Raw genomic sequence first — 17436 nt, forward strand, 5'->3', positions numbered from 1 at the left:
CCCCTACGCTACGCTCCGGGGTTCCCTCGCTCCGGCCTTGCTCCCGGGAGGACCGCGCTGACGGCCCATGGATGGGCCGAAGCGCTTGACGGGCATCCATGCCCGTCACCTCCCTTCGCAAGACCTGCGCTCGGCCTCCTGAAGTCGCAATCGGCGGTGCCTGGCATACCGCGCACTTAGAAGCAAAAGCAAAGGCAAAGGCAAAGGCAAAAGCAAAGGCAAAGCAAGCTGTGCTTGCGGCGCCGGGCGTGCAGGTGACTATTGGTCCGCGCCACGCTATGCGCCACAATAGCGATCATTTGCGGAGCACCCCATGACTGACTTCACCCCCGACGCCATCCTTGATGCCACCGGCCTGAACTGCCCAGAACCGGTGATGATGCTGCACACCCACGTGCGCAATCTGGCCGCTGGCGGCCTGCTCAAGGTCATCGCCACGGACCCCTCGACCCGGCGCGACATTCCCAAGTTCTGCAACTTCCTCGGCCACGAACTGCTGCAGCAGCAGGAAGAGGCCGGTACCTACCTGTACTGGATTCGCAAGAAAGCCGACTGATCCACGCTGGATCGTGCCGGGCATAGCACCTACACTGCGTTCCCCAGACAGGAGAGCGCCATGCTGATAGTTGCCGACGAGAATATCCCGCTGCTCGATGCCTTCTTCGAAGGTTTCGGCGAGATCCGCCGTTACCCTGGCAGGAGCATGGACGCCGCCAGCGTCAAAGAGGCTGATGTGCTGCTGGTGCGCTCGGTGACCAAGGTCGACCGGCAATTGCTCGAAGGCAGCAAGGTGCGCTTTGTCGGCACCTGCACCATCGGCACCGATCACCTGGACCTGGATTACTTTGCCGAAGCCGGCATCCACTGGAGCAGCGCGCCGGGCTGCAACGCCCGCGGTGTGGTCGACTACGTGCTGGGCAGCCTGCTGACCCTCGCCGACCTGGACGGTGCAGCGCTGCCCCAGCGCACCTACGGCGTGGTGGGTGCAGGGGAGGTCGGTGGCCGGCTGGTGCGCGTGTTGCACGGCATGGGCTGGAAGGTGCTGGTCTGCGACCCGTTGCGCCAGGCGGCTGAGGGGGGCGATTTCGTCAGCCTGCAAACTGTGCTCGAACAATGCGATGTGATCAGCCTGCATACCCCATTGCAGCGTGGCGGCGAGCACCCGACCTGGCACCTGCTGGGCCAAGCGCAGCTCGCACAGCTGCGCCCTGGCGCATGGCTGATCAACGCCAGCCGTGGGCCGGTGGTGGATAACGTCGCCCTCCGTGAGTTGCTGTTGGACCGTGAAGACGTGCACGCTGTGCTCGATGTATGGGAGGGCGAGCCGCAGGTCGACCTGCAACTGGCCGACCTCTGCACCCTGGCTACGCCGCACATCGCCGGCTACAGCCTGGATGGCCGCCAGCGCGGCACGGCGCAGATCTACCAGGCGTTGTGCCGCTTCCTGGGTGAGGCCGAGCGCGTGCAGTTGCAGGATCTTCTGCCCAAACCGCCACTGGCGCAGATCGAGTTCGATGGCGAAGCTGACCTTGGCTGGGCCTTGGCGACGTTGTGCCGGGCGGTGTACGACCCGCGCCGCGACGATGCCGATTTCCGTCGCAGCCTGAGCGACGATGCGGCCGAGCAGCGCGCGGCGTTCGACCTGTTGCGCAAACAGTATCCGCCACGCCGTGAAATCGAAGGGTTAGCGGTGCGGTTGCGGGGCGAGGCTCCGCAGTTGGTGCAGATGGTCAATGCCTTGGGTGCAGTGGTCGTTTGACGAGCAGGCAGAACATTCCGGGCAAATAAAAACCCGGCGCCAGCGCCGGGTTTCAAGCAATTCTTCACTCAGCCCTTGCGCACCTTCTTCACCCGGCTGTCCTCGAGGTCCTTGCAGGCCTGCTGGATCATTTGCTCGGTGATCGGTACTTCACGGCCCTGGGCATCGATGATCGATCCGCAGACCTTCGGTTGTGGGGTGCTCTGGGGCTTCTGGGTGTCGCTGCCATGCTGCAAGCTCATCTACAGTCTCCTCATCAGGTCCAATATCAAGGTAAACCTGTGCCGTGACTGGCCTGTGACAGCGGCTCTTGGAGGTCACGACAGCTACAGTCCACCAGAAAGTGCGGCAAACCTCCAGAGGCGTTTTAGAACGATGGGCTATAGGCACTGCCATGCTGGATGAATGGTAGGCTGCTGTTTCACTGTCATTGTGGTCCATCGCCATGCCCGAACCGGTTTCTTCACGTCAGCGTCGCGCCTTGTTTCTCTGCTGGCAATTCATGCGCCCATACCGTCGCCAAGCGCTGTTGGCGTTGCTGGCTCTGGTAGTGACCGCCGGCATTACACTGTCCATGGGGCAAGGCATTCGCCTGTTGGTGGACCAGGGGTTCATGACCCGTTCGGCGCACCAGCTCAATCAGACCATCGGCCTGTTCCTGCTGTTGGTGCTGGCGTTGGCGATAGGGACATTCAGCCGCTTCTATCTGGTTTCCTGGATCGGTGAGCGGTGCGTGGCCGATATTCGCCGCGCCGTATTCGATCACCTGATAGGGCTGCACCCTGGCTTTTTCGAAGACAACCGCAGCTCGGAAATCCAGTCCCGGCTGACCGCCGATACCACATTGCTGCAGGCGGTCATCGGCTCATCACTGTCGATGTTCCTGCGCAACGCCCTGATGGTGATCGGCGGTGTCGTGCTGCTTTTCATCACCAACCCCAAACTCACCAGTATCGTCGTGGTGGCCCTGCCTTTGGTACTGGCGCCGATCCTGCTGTTTGGCCGGCGCGTGCGCAGCCTGTCGCGCCAGAGCCAGGACCGGGTGGCGGATGTGGGCAGCTATGTGGCCGAGACGCTGGGGCAGATCAAGACCGTGCAGGCCTACAACCACCAGGCATTAGACCGCCAACTGTTCGCTGGAACGGTAGAGGCGGCCTTCGCCGTGGCGCGCCAGCGTATCGCGCAGCGGGCCTGGTTGATCACTCTGGTCATCGTGCTGGTGCTGGGCGCGGTGGGGGTGATGTTGTGGGTCGGCGGCATGGATGTGATCGCCGGGCGCATCTCCGCAGGCGAACTGGCAGCCTTCGTGTTCTACAGCCTGATCGTCGGTAGTGCCTTCGGTACTTTGAGCGAAGTCATCGGCGAACTGCAGCGCGCCGCCGGCGCGGCCGAGCGTATCGCCGAACTGCTGGCGGCGCGTAGCAGCATTCTAGAGACCGAGCAGCCGTTTGCGCTGCATCGCCAGCGCGCTGGTGGGCGTATCGAGCTGAAGAACCTGGTATTTGCTTACCCTTCCAGGCCATCGGTTGCCGCCATCGACAACCTGAACCTGGTCATCGAACCAGGCCAGACCGTGGCGCTGGTGGGGCCATCCGGCGCGGGCAAATCGACATTGTTCGACTTGCTGCTGCGCTTCTACGACCCCCAGCAGGGGGGCATCCTTCTGGATAACCAGCCAATCACCAGCCTGGCGTTGGGCGAACTACGCCGCCAGTTCGCCCTGGTAGCGCAGAACCCCTCACTGTTTCGCGGTACGGTCGAGGCCAATATCCGCTATGGGCGCCCGCAGGCGAGCCTGGCCGAGGTCGAAGCGGCGGCGCGTGGCGCACATGCCGATGAGTTCATCCGGCAACTGCCGCAGGGTTACCAGACACCGCTGGGCGAGGGTGGTATTGGCCTGTCGGGCGGGCAGCGGCAGCGTCTGGCGATTGCGCGGGCGTTGCTGGTGGATGCGCCGATCCTGCTGCTCGACGAAGCCACCAGCGCCCTCGATGCGCAGAGCGAGCACTTGATCCAGCAGGCGCTTCCGAGCCTGATGGCGGGCCGCACTACGCTGGTCATCGCCCATCGCTTGGCCACAGTGCAGCATGCTGATCGCATCGCGGTCATCGACAAGGGGCGCCTGGTGGCGGTGGGCACCCACCGTGAACTGATCGAAAAGAGCCCGCTGTACGCCAGGCTGGCCTCGCTGCAGTTCAACGCAGGTTGACGCATCGAAGGCTTGTAACATTTTTGTAGCAATTGCTTGAGACTATCCCTTCAACTGTTGCGTAAGTGCTCGACCTGGCTGCTATCGATTGATGGCAGCTTTTTTTTGGCCTGCGAACGAGGACATGGATGTCTGTGGCGGCGCTGCCAGCGGCGCGTTGTTTCCTCATTCCTTGTTCCCGAGATCTGCGATGTTGCGTAAATCCCTCAGAGTACAAATTCTTACCCTGCTCGGCGGCAGCCTGGCGGCGATGCTGCTGATTGCCTTGGTGTGCTTCCAGTTTCTGTCCTCCAGCGTGCGCAGTTATGCCACGCTGGTCGATGGACCACTGCAGGCCTCGCAATCGATCGACGAAGCCAACCTGCAGTTCAAGATCCAGGTGCAGGAGTGGAAGAACGTGCTGCTGCGCGGCCGCCAGCCGGCCGAACTGGAGAAGTACTGGCAGCAGTTCCAGGCCCGTGAGCAGCAGGTTCAGCAGTTGCTTGGGCAACTGATCGACAGCAGTGATCAGAAGCTCAAGGAGCCTTTGCAGCAACTGCGTGACAGCCATCGGCAATTGGGTGTGGCCTACGCGCAGGGGCGCCAGGCGTTTCTGGCCGCAGGTGGTGACCCGGTCGCTGGCGATCTGGCGGTCAAAGGTGTCGACCGTGCTGCCACCGAGCAGATGAGCGCGTTGGTCGAGCAATTGCGCGCCGACGCCCGTGAGCGCGCCGCCAGCATCAATGTCAGTGCCGAGCGCACGGTATGGCTGGGTATGCTGGTGATGCTCGGTTCGGCACTGCTGGTCGGTTTGCTCAGCCTGTGGCGGGTCAACCGCAGCCTGATCGAGCCGATCAGCCAGTTGATCGAGTACGTAGCGCAATTGAGCCAGGGCCGCTTTGGCGCCCGGGTCGACAGCCGTCGCGAGGATGAACTGGGGCGCCTTGCGCGTGCGGCCAATACCTTGCGTGATTTCCTTGCCGAAACCGTTGGCCGGCTCAAGGACAATGCCCAAGAGCTCGAAGGCGCCAGTGGCCAACTGCGCAGCATCGCCGGTGACATGGCGCGCGGTACCCATGACCAATTCCAGCGCACCGATCAGGTGGCCACGGCGATGCACGAGATGTCCGCCACTGCCCAAGAGGTTGCCCGTCACGCCGCCGAAGCCGCGCGCGCGGCCGATGAAGCCGACCACAGTGCCCAGGCTGGCGAGCGGGTAATGCAGCAGACCATCGACATCATTGGCGTGGTCAACCGGGAGATCGCAGGTACTGCGGCGGTAATCCGCGATCTTGAAACTGACAGTTCGCGCATCGGCAAGGTGCTGGAAGTGATCCGTGGTATCGCCGAGCAGACCAACCTGCTGGCGCTCAATGCGGCCATTGAAGCAGCCCGTGCGGGTGAGGCCGGGCGCGGCTTTGCGGTGGTCGCCGACGAGGTGCGCAGCCTGGCTCAGCGCACGGCGGCGTCGATCGCCGAAATCCATCAGATCATCGAGGCGGTACAGTCTGGTGCCTTGGACGCGGTCAAGGCCATCGAAAGCGGGCAGCAGCGCAGCGAGGAGGGGGCCGAGCAGGTGCAGCAGGCTGGGCAGATGCTGCAGCGCATCACCACGGCGGTTGAGGCCATCCGTGACATGAACCGGCAGATCGCCACGGCCGCTGAAGAGCAGACCAGCGTGGCCGAGGACATCTCGCGCAACCTGGTCGAGATTACCCGAATCGCCACAGCCAACCAGGAGGCAGTGCAGCACACCGAGCAGGCGGGCCAGCGCCTGCATGGGCTGTCGGGGCAGTTGGGTGAGGTCACTTCGCGGCTTACCGCGTAGTGCTTATCGCGCATGACAAAAAGCCCGCACAATGGCGGGCTTTTTGAAGGATTTGGTCGGAGAGACAGGATTCGAACCTGCGGCCTTCTCGTCCCGAACGAGACGCGCTACCTGGCTGCGCTACACTCCGATGAACGAAATCCTACTGCATGGTTTTTTCGAACGCAAGCCCTTGTTGTTAAAAGGGCTTAGGCTCAAAACAGGGCGCTCGGTCAGAGCTCCTTGACGGTACGAACCTGGTCTTTGTTCAGGCGCGTACGCTTGCCATCAAGTTGCTCGAACTCGTAGAAGCCAGAGTCCTCGTCAAAGGACGGAGTGTCCACAGCCTGGATCTCACGACCGTCGTTCAGGGTGATCACGGTTGGCGAGGCGCAGCCAGCGAGGGCGCCCAGGCCCAGGGCGAGCAGAAAGGCGGGAAGGGTCCGTTTAATCATCGTGTTTCTCCAGTGCGATGGTGCTAGATGACGTTAAGACGCAAGGCGTCTGCGCAAGTTCCTTCTAGAGTGCAGCATAGCGCCAATCGCTGAGTATTGACCTGGGTCTGTCAAGGTTGCCGCAGGGCAGCCTGTGATATAAATGCGGCCATCCCTTTCCCCTGCGATGAACACTCATGAAAGCCAAGGCAGATACCCCCTTCGTGGCCCTGAATATTGCCGTGCTGACGGTCAGCGACACCCGTACCTTTGAAACCGACACCTCCGGGCAGATGTTCGTCGACCGCCTGACTGCGGCGGGCCACCAGCTGGCTGAGCGTAAGCTGCTCAAGGACGACCTCTACAAGATCCGCGCCCAGGTTGCCACCTGGATCGCCGATGACCGCGTGCAGGTCGTGTTGATTACCGGTGGCACCGGCTTCACGGGGCGCGACAGTACGCCTGAGGCCGTGGCCTGCCTGCTGGACAAGCAAGTGGAAGGCTTCGGCGAGCTGTTCCGGCAGATCTCCGTTGCCGACATCGGCACGTCGACCGTTCAGTCGCGCGCCTTGGCCGGCCTGGCCAACGGCACGCTGGTGTGCTGCCTGCCGGGCTCGACCAATGCTGTGCGCACTGGCTGGGACGGTATCCTTGCCGAGCAGCTCGATGCCCGCCATCGCCCGTGCAATTTCGTTGCGCACCTGAAGCAGGCAGCGGCTTGTGAAAGCCGTGGCTGAGGCGCCGCAGGCCCGGCCATTGATGCCGGTGGAAGAAGCGCTGGAGCGCCTGCTGGCCTTGGCCGAGGCCGCGCCGATCAAGGACACCGAAACCGTCCCGCTGGCCGAGGCCGAAGGCCGGGTGCTGGCGACCGACCTGGTTGCCTCGCTCGACCTGCCGCCCTGGCCCAACAGTGCCATGGATGGCTACGCACTGCGCCTGGCCGATTGCCAAGGCCAGCCGTTGCCCGTCAGCCAGCGCATTTTTGCCGGGCACGCGCCCGAGCCGTTGCAGCCCGGCACGTGCGCGCGGATCTTCACCGGCGCCCCGCTGCCGGCCGGTGCCGACTGCGTCGAGATGCAGGAAAACACCGAGGTGCTGGAGGATGGCCGGGTGCGTTTCCTCGAACCGATCAAGCCTGAGCAGAATGTCCGTCCCCAAGGCCAGGAAACACGCCAGGGCGAACAGGTGATGGTCGCAGGAACGCGCCTGGGCCCGATCGAACTGGGGTTGGCCGCAACCTTGGGGCATGCTCAACTGCAGGTGGTGCGTCGGGTACGGGTGGCAGTGTTGTCCACCGGCGACGAGCTGGTCGAGCCAGGTTTGCCACTGGGCCCAGGGCAGATCTACAACAGCAACCGCCGCCTGCTGGTCAGTTGGTTGCAACGCCTGGGCTGTGAAGTGCGCGACATGGGCATCCTGCCTGATGACCTGGTGCGGACTCGCCAGTGCCTGGCCAGCCTGGGTGATGTCGACCTGATCCTGTCCACCGGGGGAGTTTCCGTGGGCGAGGCCGATTACCTGGGCGCGGCGCTGCGTGAGGCGGGCGAGCTGGCCTTGTGGAAGCTGGCGATCAAGCCAGGCAAGCCGCTGACATTCGGGCATTATCAAGGTGTGCCGGTGATCGGCCTGCCAGGCAACCCTGCGTCGACGCTGGTGACCTTCGGCCTGCTCACGCGCCCTTACTTGCTGCGCCGCCAAGGGGTTGCCGAAGTCACTCCGCTACGTTTCGACGTGCCTGCGGGTTTCGATTGGCCCAAGGCCGGAACCCGTCGCGAATACCTGCGGGCGCGGATCGACAACGGCCGGGTGCGCATCTACAAGAACCAGAGCTCAGGCGTGTTGCGCAGCGCCGCCTGGGCTGAGGGCTTGGTGGAGGTGCGCGAAGGCAGCACGCCGCAGCAGGGTGACAGCGTACCGTTCATACCGTTGAGCGAACTACTTGGTTGATCGCCCTAGCCACGGGTCTATAGGTTGCGGGGCGGTGGCAGGCGCTGACTGGGTCAGGCGCATGTGCACGTTCTCCAGTTGCTGCGCCGCCACGCTCCAGTCATGACGATGCCGGGCAAACTGGCGGCCGGCCTCGCTCAGTTGGCACATGCGCCAGGGTTGGTTGAGCAGTTGGGTAATCAGCAGTGCCAACTGGTCACCGTCATCGCTGCCCAGGTAATGCTCGCCGTTGTTCACGGCAAGGCCTGAAACGCCCTTGCTGGTGGTGATCACCGGCAGCCCGGCAGCCATGGCTTCGAGAATCTTGACTTTGGAGCCGCCGGCGTATCGCAGAGGGGCGAAGAACAGCGCCGAGCGCCGCTGCAGTTCGCGAAGGTCAGGGCGATAACCCAGCCATTCGATGCGGGGATCGTTCCAGTGCAGCTTCCATGAGGCCGGCATGGCATGCCCGGCTATGGCCAGGCGCACCGCAGGGTTGCTCATCCACACCTGCGGCAGGATTTCTTCCAGCGCCCATTCGATGGCCTCAAGGTTCGCACCGTATTCGAAGTTGCCGACGAACAGCAGTCGCTGACTGTGCAGTGCGGGACATACCTGTTGGTAATACTCGCAATCCACACCGTTGACCACTACGTTCACTGGGCGCCCGCTGATCTGGCTTATCAGTTCGGCGTCATGGGTGCTCACCGCAACCACTTCGGTGGGCTGGCAGAGTACGCGTTGCTCCCAGCGACGATAGCGCCAACGGTCGAACGCATTGAGCGGGCGCAGCCAAAGTGGCAGGCGATCATGGCAGGCGGCGCCCATCACCGATTCGAGTGTGTGTTCGCTGAGCATGTAGGGCAGGCCGCGGGCCTGCAGGGCTTTTTCGAAGGGTTGGAAGCCGTAGCTGTGCTCGATCTGGATGACATCCCAGGGCTCGTCCAGCAACTGCTCGAAGCGGTGGCGCAGGCAGGGCGCCAAGCCATTGATGATTGCCCGCATGGGGTAGTCGATGATCGGTGAGGCCAGCAGGTTGAGCGGGCTGTGCAGCGCCCGGCGGGGTAGCACGATCAGCCGCTCGACCAGTGGCTCCAGCGTTTCGCGGGTGGCATCGTTCAGCGGGACTTTCGACTGCACCAGCAAGGTGATCCGGTGCCCGTGCTGCGCAAGGGCGCGCAGCAGGTGGTATTGCCGGGTCTTGCTGCCGCTGGTGGTTGGCCAGGGTAGGTAGGGCAGCGTCCAGAGTATGCGCATGAACCACAATCCTCGCTAAAGGCTGCAGACAAAAAACGCGCCCGTGGGCAGTCAGCCAATGGCTACAACCGGGACGCGTCCATACATTTGAGTAAAGCCCACGCTATCGTCTTCGCCCAGGTACTCGCTTGTGTCGATCATGCAGGGGATGAGAACGCTCATTTCACAGTCTCGACTCGGGCGCTGCACGTAGCGCTAATGGGCAGCTTGCGAACTGCCAAGGCTCTGGCGGCAAAAAGTCAAAAAACCGACTTGTTTATTGTGCCTTATCGGTTTTGGCCAAATATTTGTCGATCATGCGCCTGATGGCCGAAGCTTTCAATCCTGTTGATGTGGGCCTGACCGGTTTTTGTTCACATGGGTGTCTGGCGTTGGCGCATGATCAGCCGGTGCATGCAGCAATCTGCCTGCGCCTGTGGTCGAGATCTGCAATGAGCGGTCCCTTGGGAGAAGCGTGATGGGTAAGGCAATGGTGATCCTGCACGGCAAGCAGGCGATGAACGAAGATGTGCGCAAGGCCGTCCTCGCCCAGCGTGAGCGGGGCTGGACGCTGGATGTGCGGGTGACCTGGGAAGCAGGTGATGCCCAGCGGCTGGTTGCCGAGGCGCTGGCGGCTGGCTACACCCATGTGGTCGCAGGAGGCGGCGACGGTACTTTGCGCGATGTGGCCGAAGCCATGGGGCAGGCAAATACTCAGGCCAGCCTGGCATTGCTGCCTTTGGGTACCGCCAATGATTTCGCCAAAGCCGCTGGTGTGTCATTGCAGCCGGCTGAGGCGCTGGCGCTGCTGGATATGCCGGCACGGCCAATCGACTTGGGCAAGGTTGGCGACCAGATGTTTCTGAACATGGCCACGGGCGGGTTTGGCAGTCAGGTCACGGCAAACACCTCCGAGGACCTCAAAAAAGTGCTGGGCGCAGCGGCCTACCTGTTCACCGGGCTGTCGCGCTTCAGTGAGTTGCAGGCCGCGTCGGTGGAGCTGAAAGGCCCGGACTTCCACTGGCAGGGTGACTTGCTGGCGCTGGGCATCGGCAATGGCCGCCAGGCAGGTGGCGGTCAGGTATTGTGCGCCGATGCCCTGGTGGATGACGGCCTGCTCGACATCGCTATCCTGCCGGCACCGCAAGAAGTGGTGGGGGCGCTGCGTGAGCTGCTGGCCGGCGAAGGGCTGTTCGTTCGTGCGCGCTTGCCCTGGGTAGAGATCAAGAGCTCCCAAGGCCTGGACATCAACCTCGATGGTGAGCCGTTACAGGCTGACAGCCTGCGCTTCGAGGCCCTGCCTGCGGCGCTGCGCCTGCATCTGCCGCCAAACTCGCCGCTGCTCAGTCATCCAGGCTGATGATTTTCTCGCGCACGGCAAACAGTACCAGCCCGGCGACATCGTAGATCTGCAGGCGTTTCATGATCTGCGAGCGATGGGTTTCCACCGTTTTGATCGAAAGGGCAAGCCCGGCAGCGATTTCGCGAGTGGATTTGCCCCGTACGATCAGGCGCAGGATTTCCAGTTGCCGTGCAGTGAGGTTATGGCGGTCGATGTTTGGCTGCTTGCCCTGCTGCGCACGCATCAGCGCCTGGTTGATCACCGTGTGGGCGATGGCCGGGCTGAGGTAGCGCTCGCCACTGCGTAGTGCGGCCAGTGCCTGCTCCAGCTCCTTTGCGGTGGCGTCTTTGAGCAGGTAGCCGTGGGCGCCGCTTTCCAGGGCGCGCATGATCAGGTCCGGGTCGGTGTGCATGGACAGGATCAGTACTTTGCAGGTGCTGCCAGAGGCGCGCAGCAGGGTGAGGGCATCGAGGCCGCTGGTCGAGCGCATGGAAATGTCGAGCAGCACGATGTCGGGCGCCAGTTGCTGGGCTTGCTCGAGCAGTTGGCCGCCATCGTCGGCTTCGCCGACCACGGTGTAGCCGGGTATGTCAGACACCAGGGCACGGACCCCGGCTCGAATCAGCGAATGGTCATCGACCAGCAGCAGTCTACAGGTCATCGGATAGCAGGTGTCCTGGCGCGTTCATGGGTGCGTGGTGGCCATGGGAACAAGACCTCGATCCGGGTGCCGAGGCCAAGCTGGCTGGTAATTTTCAGTGTGCCCTGGAGCGCTGTGGCACGCTCCTGCATGCCAGCCATGCCGCGCTGGCCTGCCTCAGCCGGATTGGCGGCGGGGATGAAGCCTTGGCCATCGTCCTCTATCGACAAGCTCAGGCCGGTGGGGCTGCGCTGCAGGCGGATGGTCAGGTTGCGCGCCTTGGCATGGCGCAATATGTTGGTGACCGCCTCTTGCGCGATGCGAAAAGCAGCCATGGTCACCTCCTCGCAAATGCCACCCAGCCTTTGATGGCATTCCAGGCTCCAATGCATGTCGGTGCTGCCTAGCGTGCGCACCAGATGGGCACGCAGGCTGGCTTCCAGGCCAAGGCTGACCAACTGCCGGGGATTGAGGATGGCAGAGACGTCACGCACCTTGCTCAGGGTGTCATCGAGTGTGCTGTGCAGGGCGCCGCATTGCGTCTGCAAATCGCTTGGCAGCCGCCGCTGCAACCACTCCAGCTGCAATTTGGCAGCGGTCAGCAGTTGGCCGATGTCGTCATGCAGTTCGCGGCTAAGGTGCTGGCGTTCGCTTTCCTGGACTTTGAGCATGCGATCGGCCAGTTCTGCCGGGCGCAAGCTGATAGACCTGGCACCCTGGCTCAGGTGCCAGCCGACCCCGAACATTGCTATCAGATGCAACAGCATCAGGCTGGCCGGTATGGCATGGCCGCCGGTGAACAGCAGCAGGTTGGCAAACAGCGACGCCACGCACAGCAATGCAGTCGCCCAGCGCAGCACAGTGGCGAGGGAGCGGCAACGCAGAGCATTCTTCAAGCGTGGGAGCATAGAGGGGAAGCCACTGTAACCTTGCTGATGGAGGCCTTGCGCATGTCTTGCCGCAGGCTTTGGCGTGGTGCTTTCAATATTTGCCAAGTGCGCGTTGAGGCGATCCATATACGGGTGACCGGTATTTGTTAGTGCGCATGGTATCACTTCAGGCCGGTTTGGTCGCGAGCGGGGAATGCTTTGAAACCTCAAGGTTTGCGGGGCGATCAGGGGGGAGCGATGCCTGATTTGAGCAGCAAATAGCCACCATCGATTGGCCTGCTCGGTTCAACTTGCGCGAATCCCGGTAGAACAGGGTGTGGCAACTTTCAGCCCTTCACAAGTTGGATCCTGATTCGGTAAAGCACCGTCGCCTTAGTTGCAAACCGTCAATGACTGCTAGTGCGTTTATCTGCGCAAGTTGGGCGACTGGCCATGGGGCCGGCCTGGTGCGTGCCAGCACATTCGCTACGGGTTTCCTGTCAAGGCGCACACGTTTGCGGCAATGGCTGGTCCAGTGCTTTTGCCAGTTCGGCAAGCAAGTTGGTTTGTTCGCTGGCATCAAGGGCGAGCCGCCCGGTGTGCGCATCGACAAGCTCCAGTTGCCAGGCCAGCAGGGTCAGGCAGGCCGCCAATGCAGGCAAAGCATGATTGTGCAGGTGCAACTGCCTGCAGGCTGGAGCGAGCAGTTGCTGCAAGGCAGAGGCGTATTGGGCGACTTCAAGCAGCCCCAGGCCGCTGGCGCGCCGGGCAAGAGTATCGAGGGTGTTGATGAGGCAATGGCAGGCGTCGGGGTCATTGGCGATCAGTTCCAGGTGCTGAAGGCACTCCTGGGACTGGGTCAGCAACACTTGCGCATCCAGCAGAAAGTCCTGCAGGGCGCTGCTGTCGAAAGCTGAACTGTCCATCATGAGGCCCCGGGCCGCAGCGCGGGAGCGGGTGATGGCCAAGCCGTGTCGTTCGCTAGCAAAAGCCTGACTCCATTCATGCAGTGAGAATGGCGTCACATTAATGGCTAAAGGATAGCGCGAACATCAGGTTGCACCCGGTTGACGCTAAGGGTTTCCCTGATATTGCTCTAGGGGGGCGACAGCTGCTCCAGGCAATGGGCCCAAGGCTGACTGGCTGCAGTAAAGCATGATGTTAATGTGATATCAATTGGCCCGCGAAGCATTTTCGCTCAAGGGTCAAGCTGCGTACGCAACCGCCGATATAGGGTGGATGAACTCACATTATTCCGACTTGAGCCTGGGGGTTTTCCAATGGCTGGCATTCTCGACACGGTAGACCAACGAACGCAACTGGTGGGTGAGAACCGCCTGGAAATCCTGATGTTCCGCCTGGCCGGGCGCCAGTTGTTCGCCATCAACGTGTTCAAGGTGCAGGAAGTGCTGCAGTTGCCCAAGTTGACCTTGATGCCGCAGCGCCACGCGTTTGTCTGTGGCGTGGTCAACCTGCGTGGGCAGACCTTGCCGGTCATCGACCTGTCCCAGGCAATCGGCATGCGCCCGCTGCAGCCGGGGCCAGACAGCACCATCATCGTCACCGAGTACAACCGCTCGGTGCAGGCGTTCCTGGTAGGTGGGGTCGATCGCATCGTCAATATGAACTGGGAAGCCATCATGCCGCCGCCTTCCAGTGCCGGCCGTCAGCATTACCTGACGGCAATCACCAAGGTGGACGAAAAGCTGGTGGAGGTCATTGACGTCGAGAAGGTGCTGGCCGAGATCGTGCCTTACAACGCGAAGGTCTCCAACGACAAGCTCGCTGACCCGATATTGGCTCGCGCCCGTGGCCGCGAAGTGCTACTGGTGGATGATTCCAGCGTGGCGCTGGCGCAGCTGCGTGACACCCTTTCGCAACTGGGGATGAAACTGCATGTTGCCAGCGACGGCCTGAAGGCCTTGCGCATGCTCAAGGGCTGGGCCGATGCAGGCGAAGATGTGTGCGAAAAACTGCTGATGGTGTTCACTGACGCGGAAATGCCTGAAATGGACGGTTATCGGCTGACCACCGAAATCCGCAGTGATGCGCGCCTACGCAAGCTGTACGTGGTGTTGCACACCTCGCTGTCAGGCAGCTTCAACGAATCCATGGTCAAGAAAGTCGGCTGCGACAATTTCCTTTCCAAGTTCCAGCCTGATCGTTTGGTCGAAGTGGTCAAGCAGCGTTTGCTACTGGATTCGACCACTGCGTGATCCTTGCGGCTGCCGGGTATAATCTGGCAGTTGGCATGGCACGAGGCAGGCAGGGATGTTTCTGAGCGAGCTGTATCGGTATCCGGTGAAGTCGGGGCAGGCGCAATGTCTGCAGTCTTCACTGGTCGATAATCTGGGTTTGTCGGGTGACCGGCGCTGGCTGGTGGTCGAGCAAGACAACGGACGCTTTCTCACCCAGCGCGCCTGGCCGCAGCTCAGCCAGCTCAAGGCTGGCGAAGGGGCGGCAGGTACGCTGCTGCTGGAGGCCCCGGGCCTGCCAGCTCTGCAGGTGGCGGTGCCGCCTGCAGATGACGGCCTGCGCGGTGTGACCATCTGGCGTGACACGTTGCGTGTGCCGGATGCCGGCGATGAGGCCGCAGCCTGGCTATCGCAATTGCTCGGCAAGCCAGTGCGACTGGTCCACTGCCCCGAGCATCGGGCGCGCTACCTGCCCAGCGGTTATGGCTTGAACAGCGACAGGGCGGCTTTCCCCGATGGTTTCCCGTTATTGCTGATTGGCCAGGGGTCGCTGCAGGAGTTGAACCGGCGCATTGGCCGGCCCATGGAGATGCTGCGTTTTCGACCGAACCTGGTGGTGCAGGGTGCAGAGCCGTTTGCCGAAGATGGCTGGAAGCGCATTCGTATTGGCGGGCTTGAGTTTCGCGTGCTCAAGCCGAGCGTGCGGTGCATCTTCACCACGCTGGACCCTGAAACCGGAGAGCGCAGCCCGGACCGGGAGCCGTTGGCCACGCTCAAGACCTTTCGCGAGCGCGAAGGTGACATCCTGTTCGGGCAGAACCTGGCGGTGGATGGCCGTGGTCGGCTTGAGGTGGGGATGGAAGTCGAAGTGCTGGAGTAGTGGTAGCAAGTACCTGCCTCTTCGCGAGCTGGCCCGCGAAGAGGCGGCATTGCTTCACATGTCGTCGAAATACCGCTCGTGCCAATCTACCAACGGCTGGGGTGCATTGAGCTTCTGCCCGTAGATCACCGAGTAAGACAGCACGTTCTGTACATACTGACGCGTCTCGTCGAACGGAATCGACTCCACCCACACGTCAAAGCTTAGGTGCTTGGCACCTTTGAGCCATTGGCGCACGCGCCCGGGGCCGGCGTTGTACGCCGCCGACGCCAGCACCCGATTGCCGTTGAACTGGCCGTGTACCTGACTCAGATAGGCTGCGCCCAGCCGAATGTTCGTGTCCGGGTTGAGCACCTGGCGCGGTGACGCCAGCGGAATGCTGAACTTGCGCGCGGTTTCCTTGGCTGTGGCCGGCATCAACTGCATGAGGCCGCTGGCACCTACACTGGAGCGCGCATCCTCCATGAAGGCACTCTCCTGGCGTGTGATTGCGAACACCCAGCTTGAGTGCAACCCGCGCACCTTGGCTTCACGCACCAGCGTGTCGCGGTGGGCCATCGGGAAGCGGATATCGAGGTCGTCCCAGTACTTGGCCAGGCTGATGGTGCGAATGGCCGGGAAATACCAGCGCAGGTCATAGGCCAGGCGCGCCTGGGCAACCATTTCGTCGCGGCTGAAGTGTCGGCTGACGTGATACCACTCGCGGCGACCGTCGACGATCTGGCCGCGGGCATGGAATTCCAGGGCACGCTGGATTCCAGGAGTGTTACGCACCTTGCTGACCAGTTGCGGGCTCAGCACCAGTGGCCGGTTGTTGAGCTGGTAGGGCGTTTGCGCCCGGTCGGCGGCGAGAAATCCATAGAAGTCCCGTTCGCGTGCCACGTTCCTGTACAGCAGAAGGCTTTGCGGGTTGTTTGGCTGGGCCAGTTCCAGGCTGCGTGCTTGCCAGTATTGCCAGCGGCTGGTACTGGCCAGGTCCTGCGGCAGGCGCTTGGTCAGTTCGTAGGCATCTTCCCAGCGGCCCAGGCGCAGCAGCAGGCGCAGACGCCATTCGCTGACCGTATTGTCCCGCAACTGCGGGTCGTAGCGCGTCATCAGGTCAAGGGCACGCGGGTCGTAGCGGCGTGCCAGTGTCAAACCGATTTCGCGAGCGATCGCGACTTTTTCGTCCGAGGAAAAGTGCATGCGCTGTGCATAGTCGTCGAGCAGCGCCATGGCACGCTGCGGGTCCTGGCGAGCCAGGCGGCGCAGGCCCAGGCTGACGACATCGGACATGGCCTCGTTGACCGGTGTGAAGCGCGATGGCTGGTTGAGCAGTTCGGGCTTTTGCGCCACATCGATTAACAGGCGGCCTTGCGGGCCAAGCGTGGTCAGCGATTTGACCAGGCTGTTGGCCAGGGAGTAGTTACGCGCCTGGGCTGCCAGTTTGGCGCGGTTCCAGCGCTTGGCCTCGGTCAGCTGACCTTCGGCGGCCCACATGCCGAACAGGGTGTCGCAGGCGGCCGGTTGCGACTTGCCCACGTTCCACAGCTTTTCGGCGCTGGCATAACCTTCGGCGCGCAGGCCATGGCTCAGCTGGTACTGGCCGTTGAGGCAGTCCAGTTCGGTGAAGTTGAGCTTGGGGTCATAGTATTTGACGAAGGTGTTCCACTCGCCGCGTTCGGCCAGCCAGCGCAACCAGCGCAGTTTCATCCAGTTGGCCTGGGGAAGGTCGCCATGTTTGGCCAGGAACGCTTCTATTTCCTGGTTGCTGGCGCTTTTCAGCCGAGCGGTCAGTTCGTCGTAGGCCAGGTAGGGCGTCAGCGGGTAGTCGCGCAGGGCCTGGGCATAGCGCAGGTACGGGCCCTTGTCGCCCTTGGCCAATGCACGCTTGGCCTCGTCGTAGTACTGACGTTGCTGGGAGAGGTCGATGGCCTGTGCCGCGCTGGCGGTGGCGGCGGTAAGCAGCAGGCAGGAAGCAATCTGTAACAGGCGGCTGCGCATGATACGTCCGGGCAGTTGAACCATGGGAAAGTGACGGCGGAGCCAGCACTGTTGGAAGCTATTGTTCTAGCTTAGCTGTTTGCCGGCAGCGGGTGAAAGCGCTGTGCTTGTATCAAGGCATTAAGTTCGACCGGATGTCGCAATGCCCTGGCAGCGCGGTCAACTTAATGCCGGAAC

General features: G+C 62.4%; 16 protein-coding genes, 1 tRNA gene and 1 pseudogene. 10 read left to right on the top strand and 8 right to left on the bottom strand.

Going from position 1 to position 17436, the window contains the following annotated elements; all coding sequences use genetic code 11:
* The first annotated feature begins 313 nt into the window (after positions 1–313).
* Together tusA and pdxB are read left to right on the top strand one after the other, a co-directional pair.
* Positions 314–556, top strand: coding sequence for a sulfurtransferase TusA (gene tusA / locus NGJ21_RS12785; RefSeq protein ID WP_012313540.1), 243 nt, complete (start codon positions 314–316; stop codon positions 554–556).
* 60 nt (positions 557–616) lie between these two features.
* Positions 617–1759 (top strand): 4-phosphoerythronate dehydrogenase PdxB, encoded by a 1143-nt coding sequence (gene pdxB / locus NGJ21_RS12790; RefSeq protein ID WP_046786476.1) that lies wholly within the window; start codon positions 617–619, stop codon positions 1757–1759.
* Positions 1760–1827: 68 nt separating this feature from the next.
* Here pdxB and NGJ21_RS12795 read toward each other — a convergent pair whose 3' ends face one another.
* The gene (locus tag NGJ21_RS12795) at positions 1828–2001 is read right to left on the bottom strand and encodes a PA1571 family protein (protein WP_168216562.1); all 174 of its coding nucleotides are present in this window, start codon (positions 1999–2001) and stop codon (positions 1828–1830) included.
* A 203-nt stretch (positions 2002–2204) separates the two neighbouring features.
* Between NGJ21_RS12795 and NGJ21_RS12800 the strand changes: the two genes are divergently transcribed.
* The 3 genes and pseudogenes from NGJ21_RS12800 (at position 2205) to NGJ21_RS26085 (ending at position 5775) form a co-directional block, all read left to right on the top strand.
* On the top strand, positions 2205–3968 hold the full coding sequence (locus NGJ21_RS12800) for an ABC transporter transmembrane domain-containing protein (RefSeq protein ID WP_119688570.1): 1764 nt from the start codon (positions 2205–2207) through the stop codon (positions 3966–3968).
* Positions 3969–4731: 763 nt separating this feature from the next.
* Positions 4732–4890, top strand: a pseudogene (locus NGJ21_RS26080) (HAMP domain-containing protein); the annotation flags it as partial.
* A 171-nt stretch (positions 4891–5061) separates the two neighbouring features.
* Positions 5062–5775 carry a methyl-accepting chemotaxis protein gene (locus NGJ21_RS26085; protein ID WP_414157863.1) on the top strand — a complete coding sequence of 238 codons (714 nt, stop codon included), beginning with the start codon at positions 5062–5064 and terminating at the stop codon, positions 5773–5775.
* Positions 5776–5828: 53 nt separating this feature from the next.
* Here NGJ21_RS26085 and NGJ21_RS12810 read toward each other — a convergent pair.
* Both NGJ21_RS12810 and NGJ21_RS12815 read right to left on the bottom strand, forming a co-directional pair.
* A tRNA-Pro gene (locus tag NGJ21_RS12810) sits at positions 5829–5905 on the bottom strand.
* Between the two features lie 82 nt (positions 5906–5987).
* Positions 5988–6209 carry a YgdI/YgdR family lipoprotein gene (locus NGJ21_RS12815; RefSeq protein WP_046786473.1) on the bottom strand — a complete coding sequence of 74 codons (222 nt, stop codon included), beginning with the start codon at positions 6207–6209 and terminating at the stop codon, positions 5988–5990.
* 176 nt (positions 6210–6385) lie between these two features.
* Between NGJ21_RS12815 and moaB the strand changes: the two genes are divergently transcribed.
* The gene (gene moaB, locus NGJ21_RS12820; protein WP_039604205.1) at positions 6386–6925 is read left to right on the top strand and encodes a molybdenum cofactor biosynthesis protein B; all 540 of its coding nucleotides are present in this window, start codon (positions 6386–6388) and stop codon (positions 6923–6925) included.
* A complete protein-coding gene (locus tag NGJ21_RS12825; RefSeq protein WP_080952126.1) occupies positions 6909–8135 on the top strand; it encodes a molybdopterin molybdotransferase MoeA in 1227 nt (408 codons plus the stop codon). Before moaB ends, NGJ21_RS12825 begins: the two co-directional genes overlap by 17 nt.
* Here NGJ21_RS12825 and NGJ21_RS12830 read toward each other — a convergent pair.
* Positions 8124–9371, bottom strand: coding sequence for a glycosyltransferase family 4 protein (locus tag NGJ21_RS12830; RefSeq protein ID WP_115275415.1), 1248 nt, complete (start codon positions 9369–9371; stop codon positions 8124–8126). The genes NGJ21_RS12825 and NGJ21_RS12830 overlap by 12 nt on opposite strands.
* Positions 9372–9828: 457 nt before the next feature.
* On the opposite strand from NGJ21_RS12830, the gene yegS reads away from it, so the two are divergent.
* Positions 9829–10710 (top strand): lipid kinase YegS, encoded by an 882-nt coding sequence (yegS, locus tag NGJ21_RS12835; protein WP_217433355.1) that lies wholly within the window; start codon positions 9829–9831, stop codon positions 10708–10710.
* Here yegS and NGJ21_RS12840 read toward each other — a convergent pair.
* The 3 genes from NGJ21_RS12840 to NGJ21_RS12850 all read right to left on the bottom strand — a co-directional run bounded on the left by NGJ21_RS12840 (position 10694) and on the right by NGJ21_RS12850 (position 13127).
* Positions 10694–11353 carry a response regulator gene (locus NGJ21_RS12840; RefSeq protein ID WP_046786470.1) on the bottom strand — a complete coding sequence of 220 codons (660 nt, stop codon included), beginning with the start codon at positions 11351–11353 and terminating at the stop codon, positions 10694–10696. The genes yegS and NGJ21_RS12840 overlap by 17 nt on opposite strands.
* A complete protein-coding gene (locus tag NGJ21_RS12845; protein ID WP_115275414.1) occupies positions 11350–12240 on the bottom strand; it encodes a sensor histidine kinase in 891 nt (296 codons plus the stop codon). Before NGJ21_RS12845 ends, NGJ21_RS12840 begins: the two co-directional genes overlap by 4 nt.
* Before the next feature lie 461 nt (positions 12241–12701).
* Positions 12702–13127, bottom strand: coding sequence for a hypothetical protein (locus tag NGJ21_RS12850; protein ID WP_196997744.1), 426 nt, complete (start codon positions 13125–13127; stop codon positions 12702–12704).
* A 354-nt stretch (positions 13128–13481) separates the two neighbouring features.
* Here NGJ21_RS12850 and NGJ21_RS12855 point away from each other — a divergent pair, with 354 nt between their 5' ends.
* Both NGJ21_RS12855 and NGJ21_RS12860 read left to right on the top strand, forming a co-directional pair.
* A complete protein-coding gene (locus NGJ21_RS12855) occupies positions 13482–14417 on the top strand; it encodes a chemotaxis protein CheV (RefSeq protein WP_046786468.1) in 936 nt (311 codons plus the stop codon).
* 55 nt (positions 14418–14472) lie between these two features.
* A complete protein-coding gene (locus NGJ21_RS12860; RefSeq protein ID WP_161872362.1) occupies positions 14473–15276 on the top strand; it encodes an MOSC domain-containing protein in 804 nt (267 codons plus the stop codon).
* 54 nt (positions 15277–15330) lie between these two features.
* Here the strand turns inward: NGJ21_RS12860 and NGJ21_RS12865 are convergent, their stop codons facing one another.
* Positions 15331–17259 (bottom strand): transglycosylase SLT domain-containing protein, encoded by a 1929-nt coding sequence (locus NGJ21_RS12865; protein WP_046786466.1) that lies wholly within the window; start codon positions 17257–17259, stop codon positions 15331–15333.
* Positions 17260–17436: the final 177 nt, after the last annotated feature.

Origin of the sequence: Pseudomonas sp. Marseille-Q5299 (genome assembly GCF_943737035.1) — a bacterium.
GTDB classification, from domain to species: domain Bacteria; phylum Pseudomonadota; class Gammaproteobacteria; order Pseudomonadales; family Pseudomonadaceae; genus Aquipseudomonas; species Aquipseudomonas putida_E.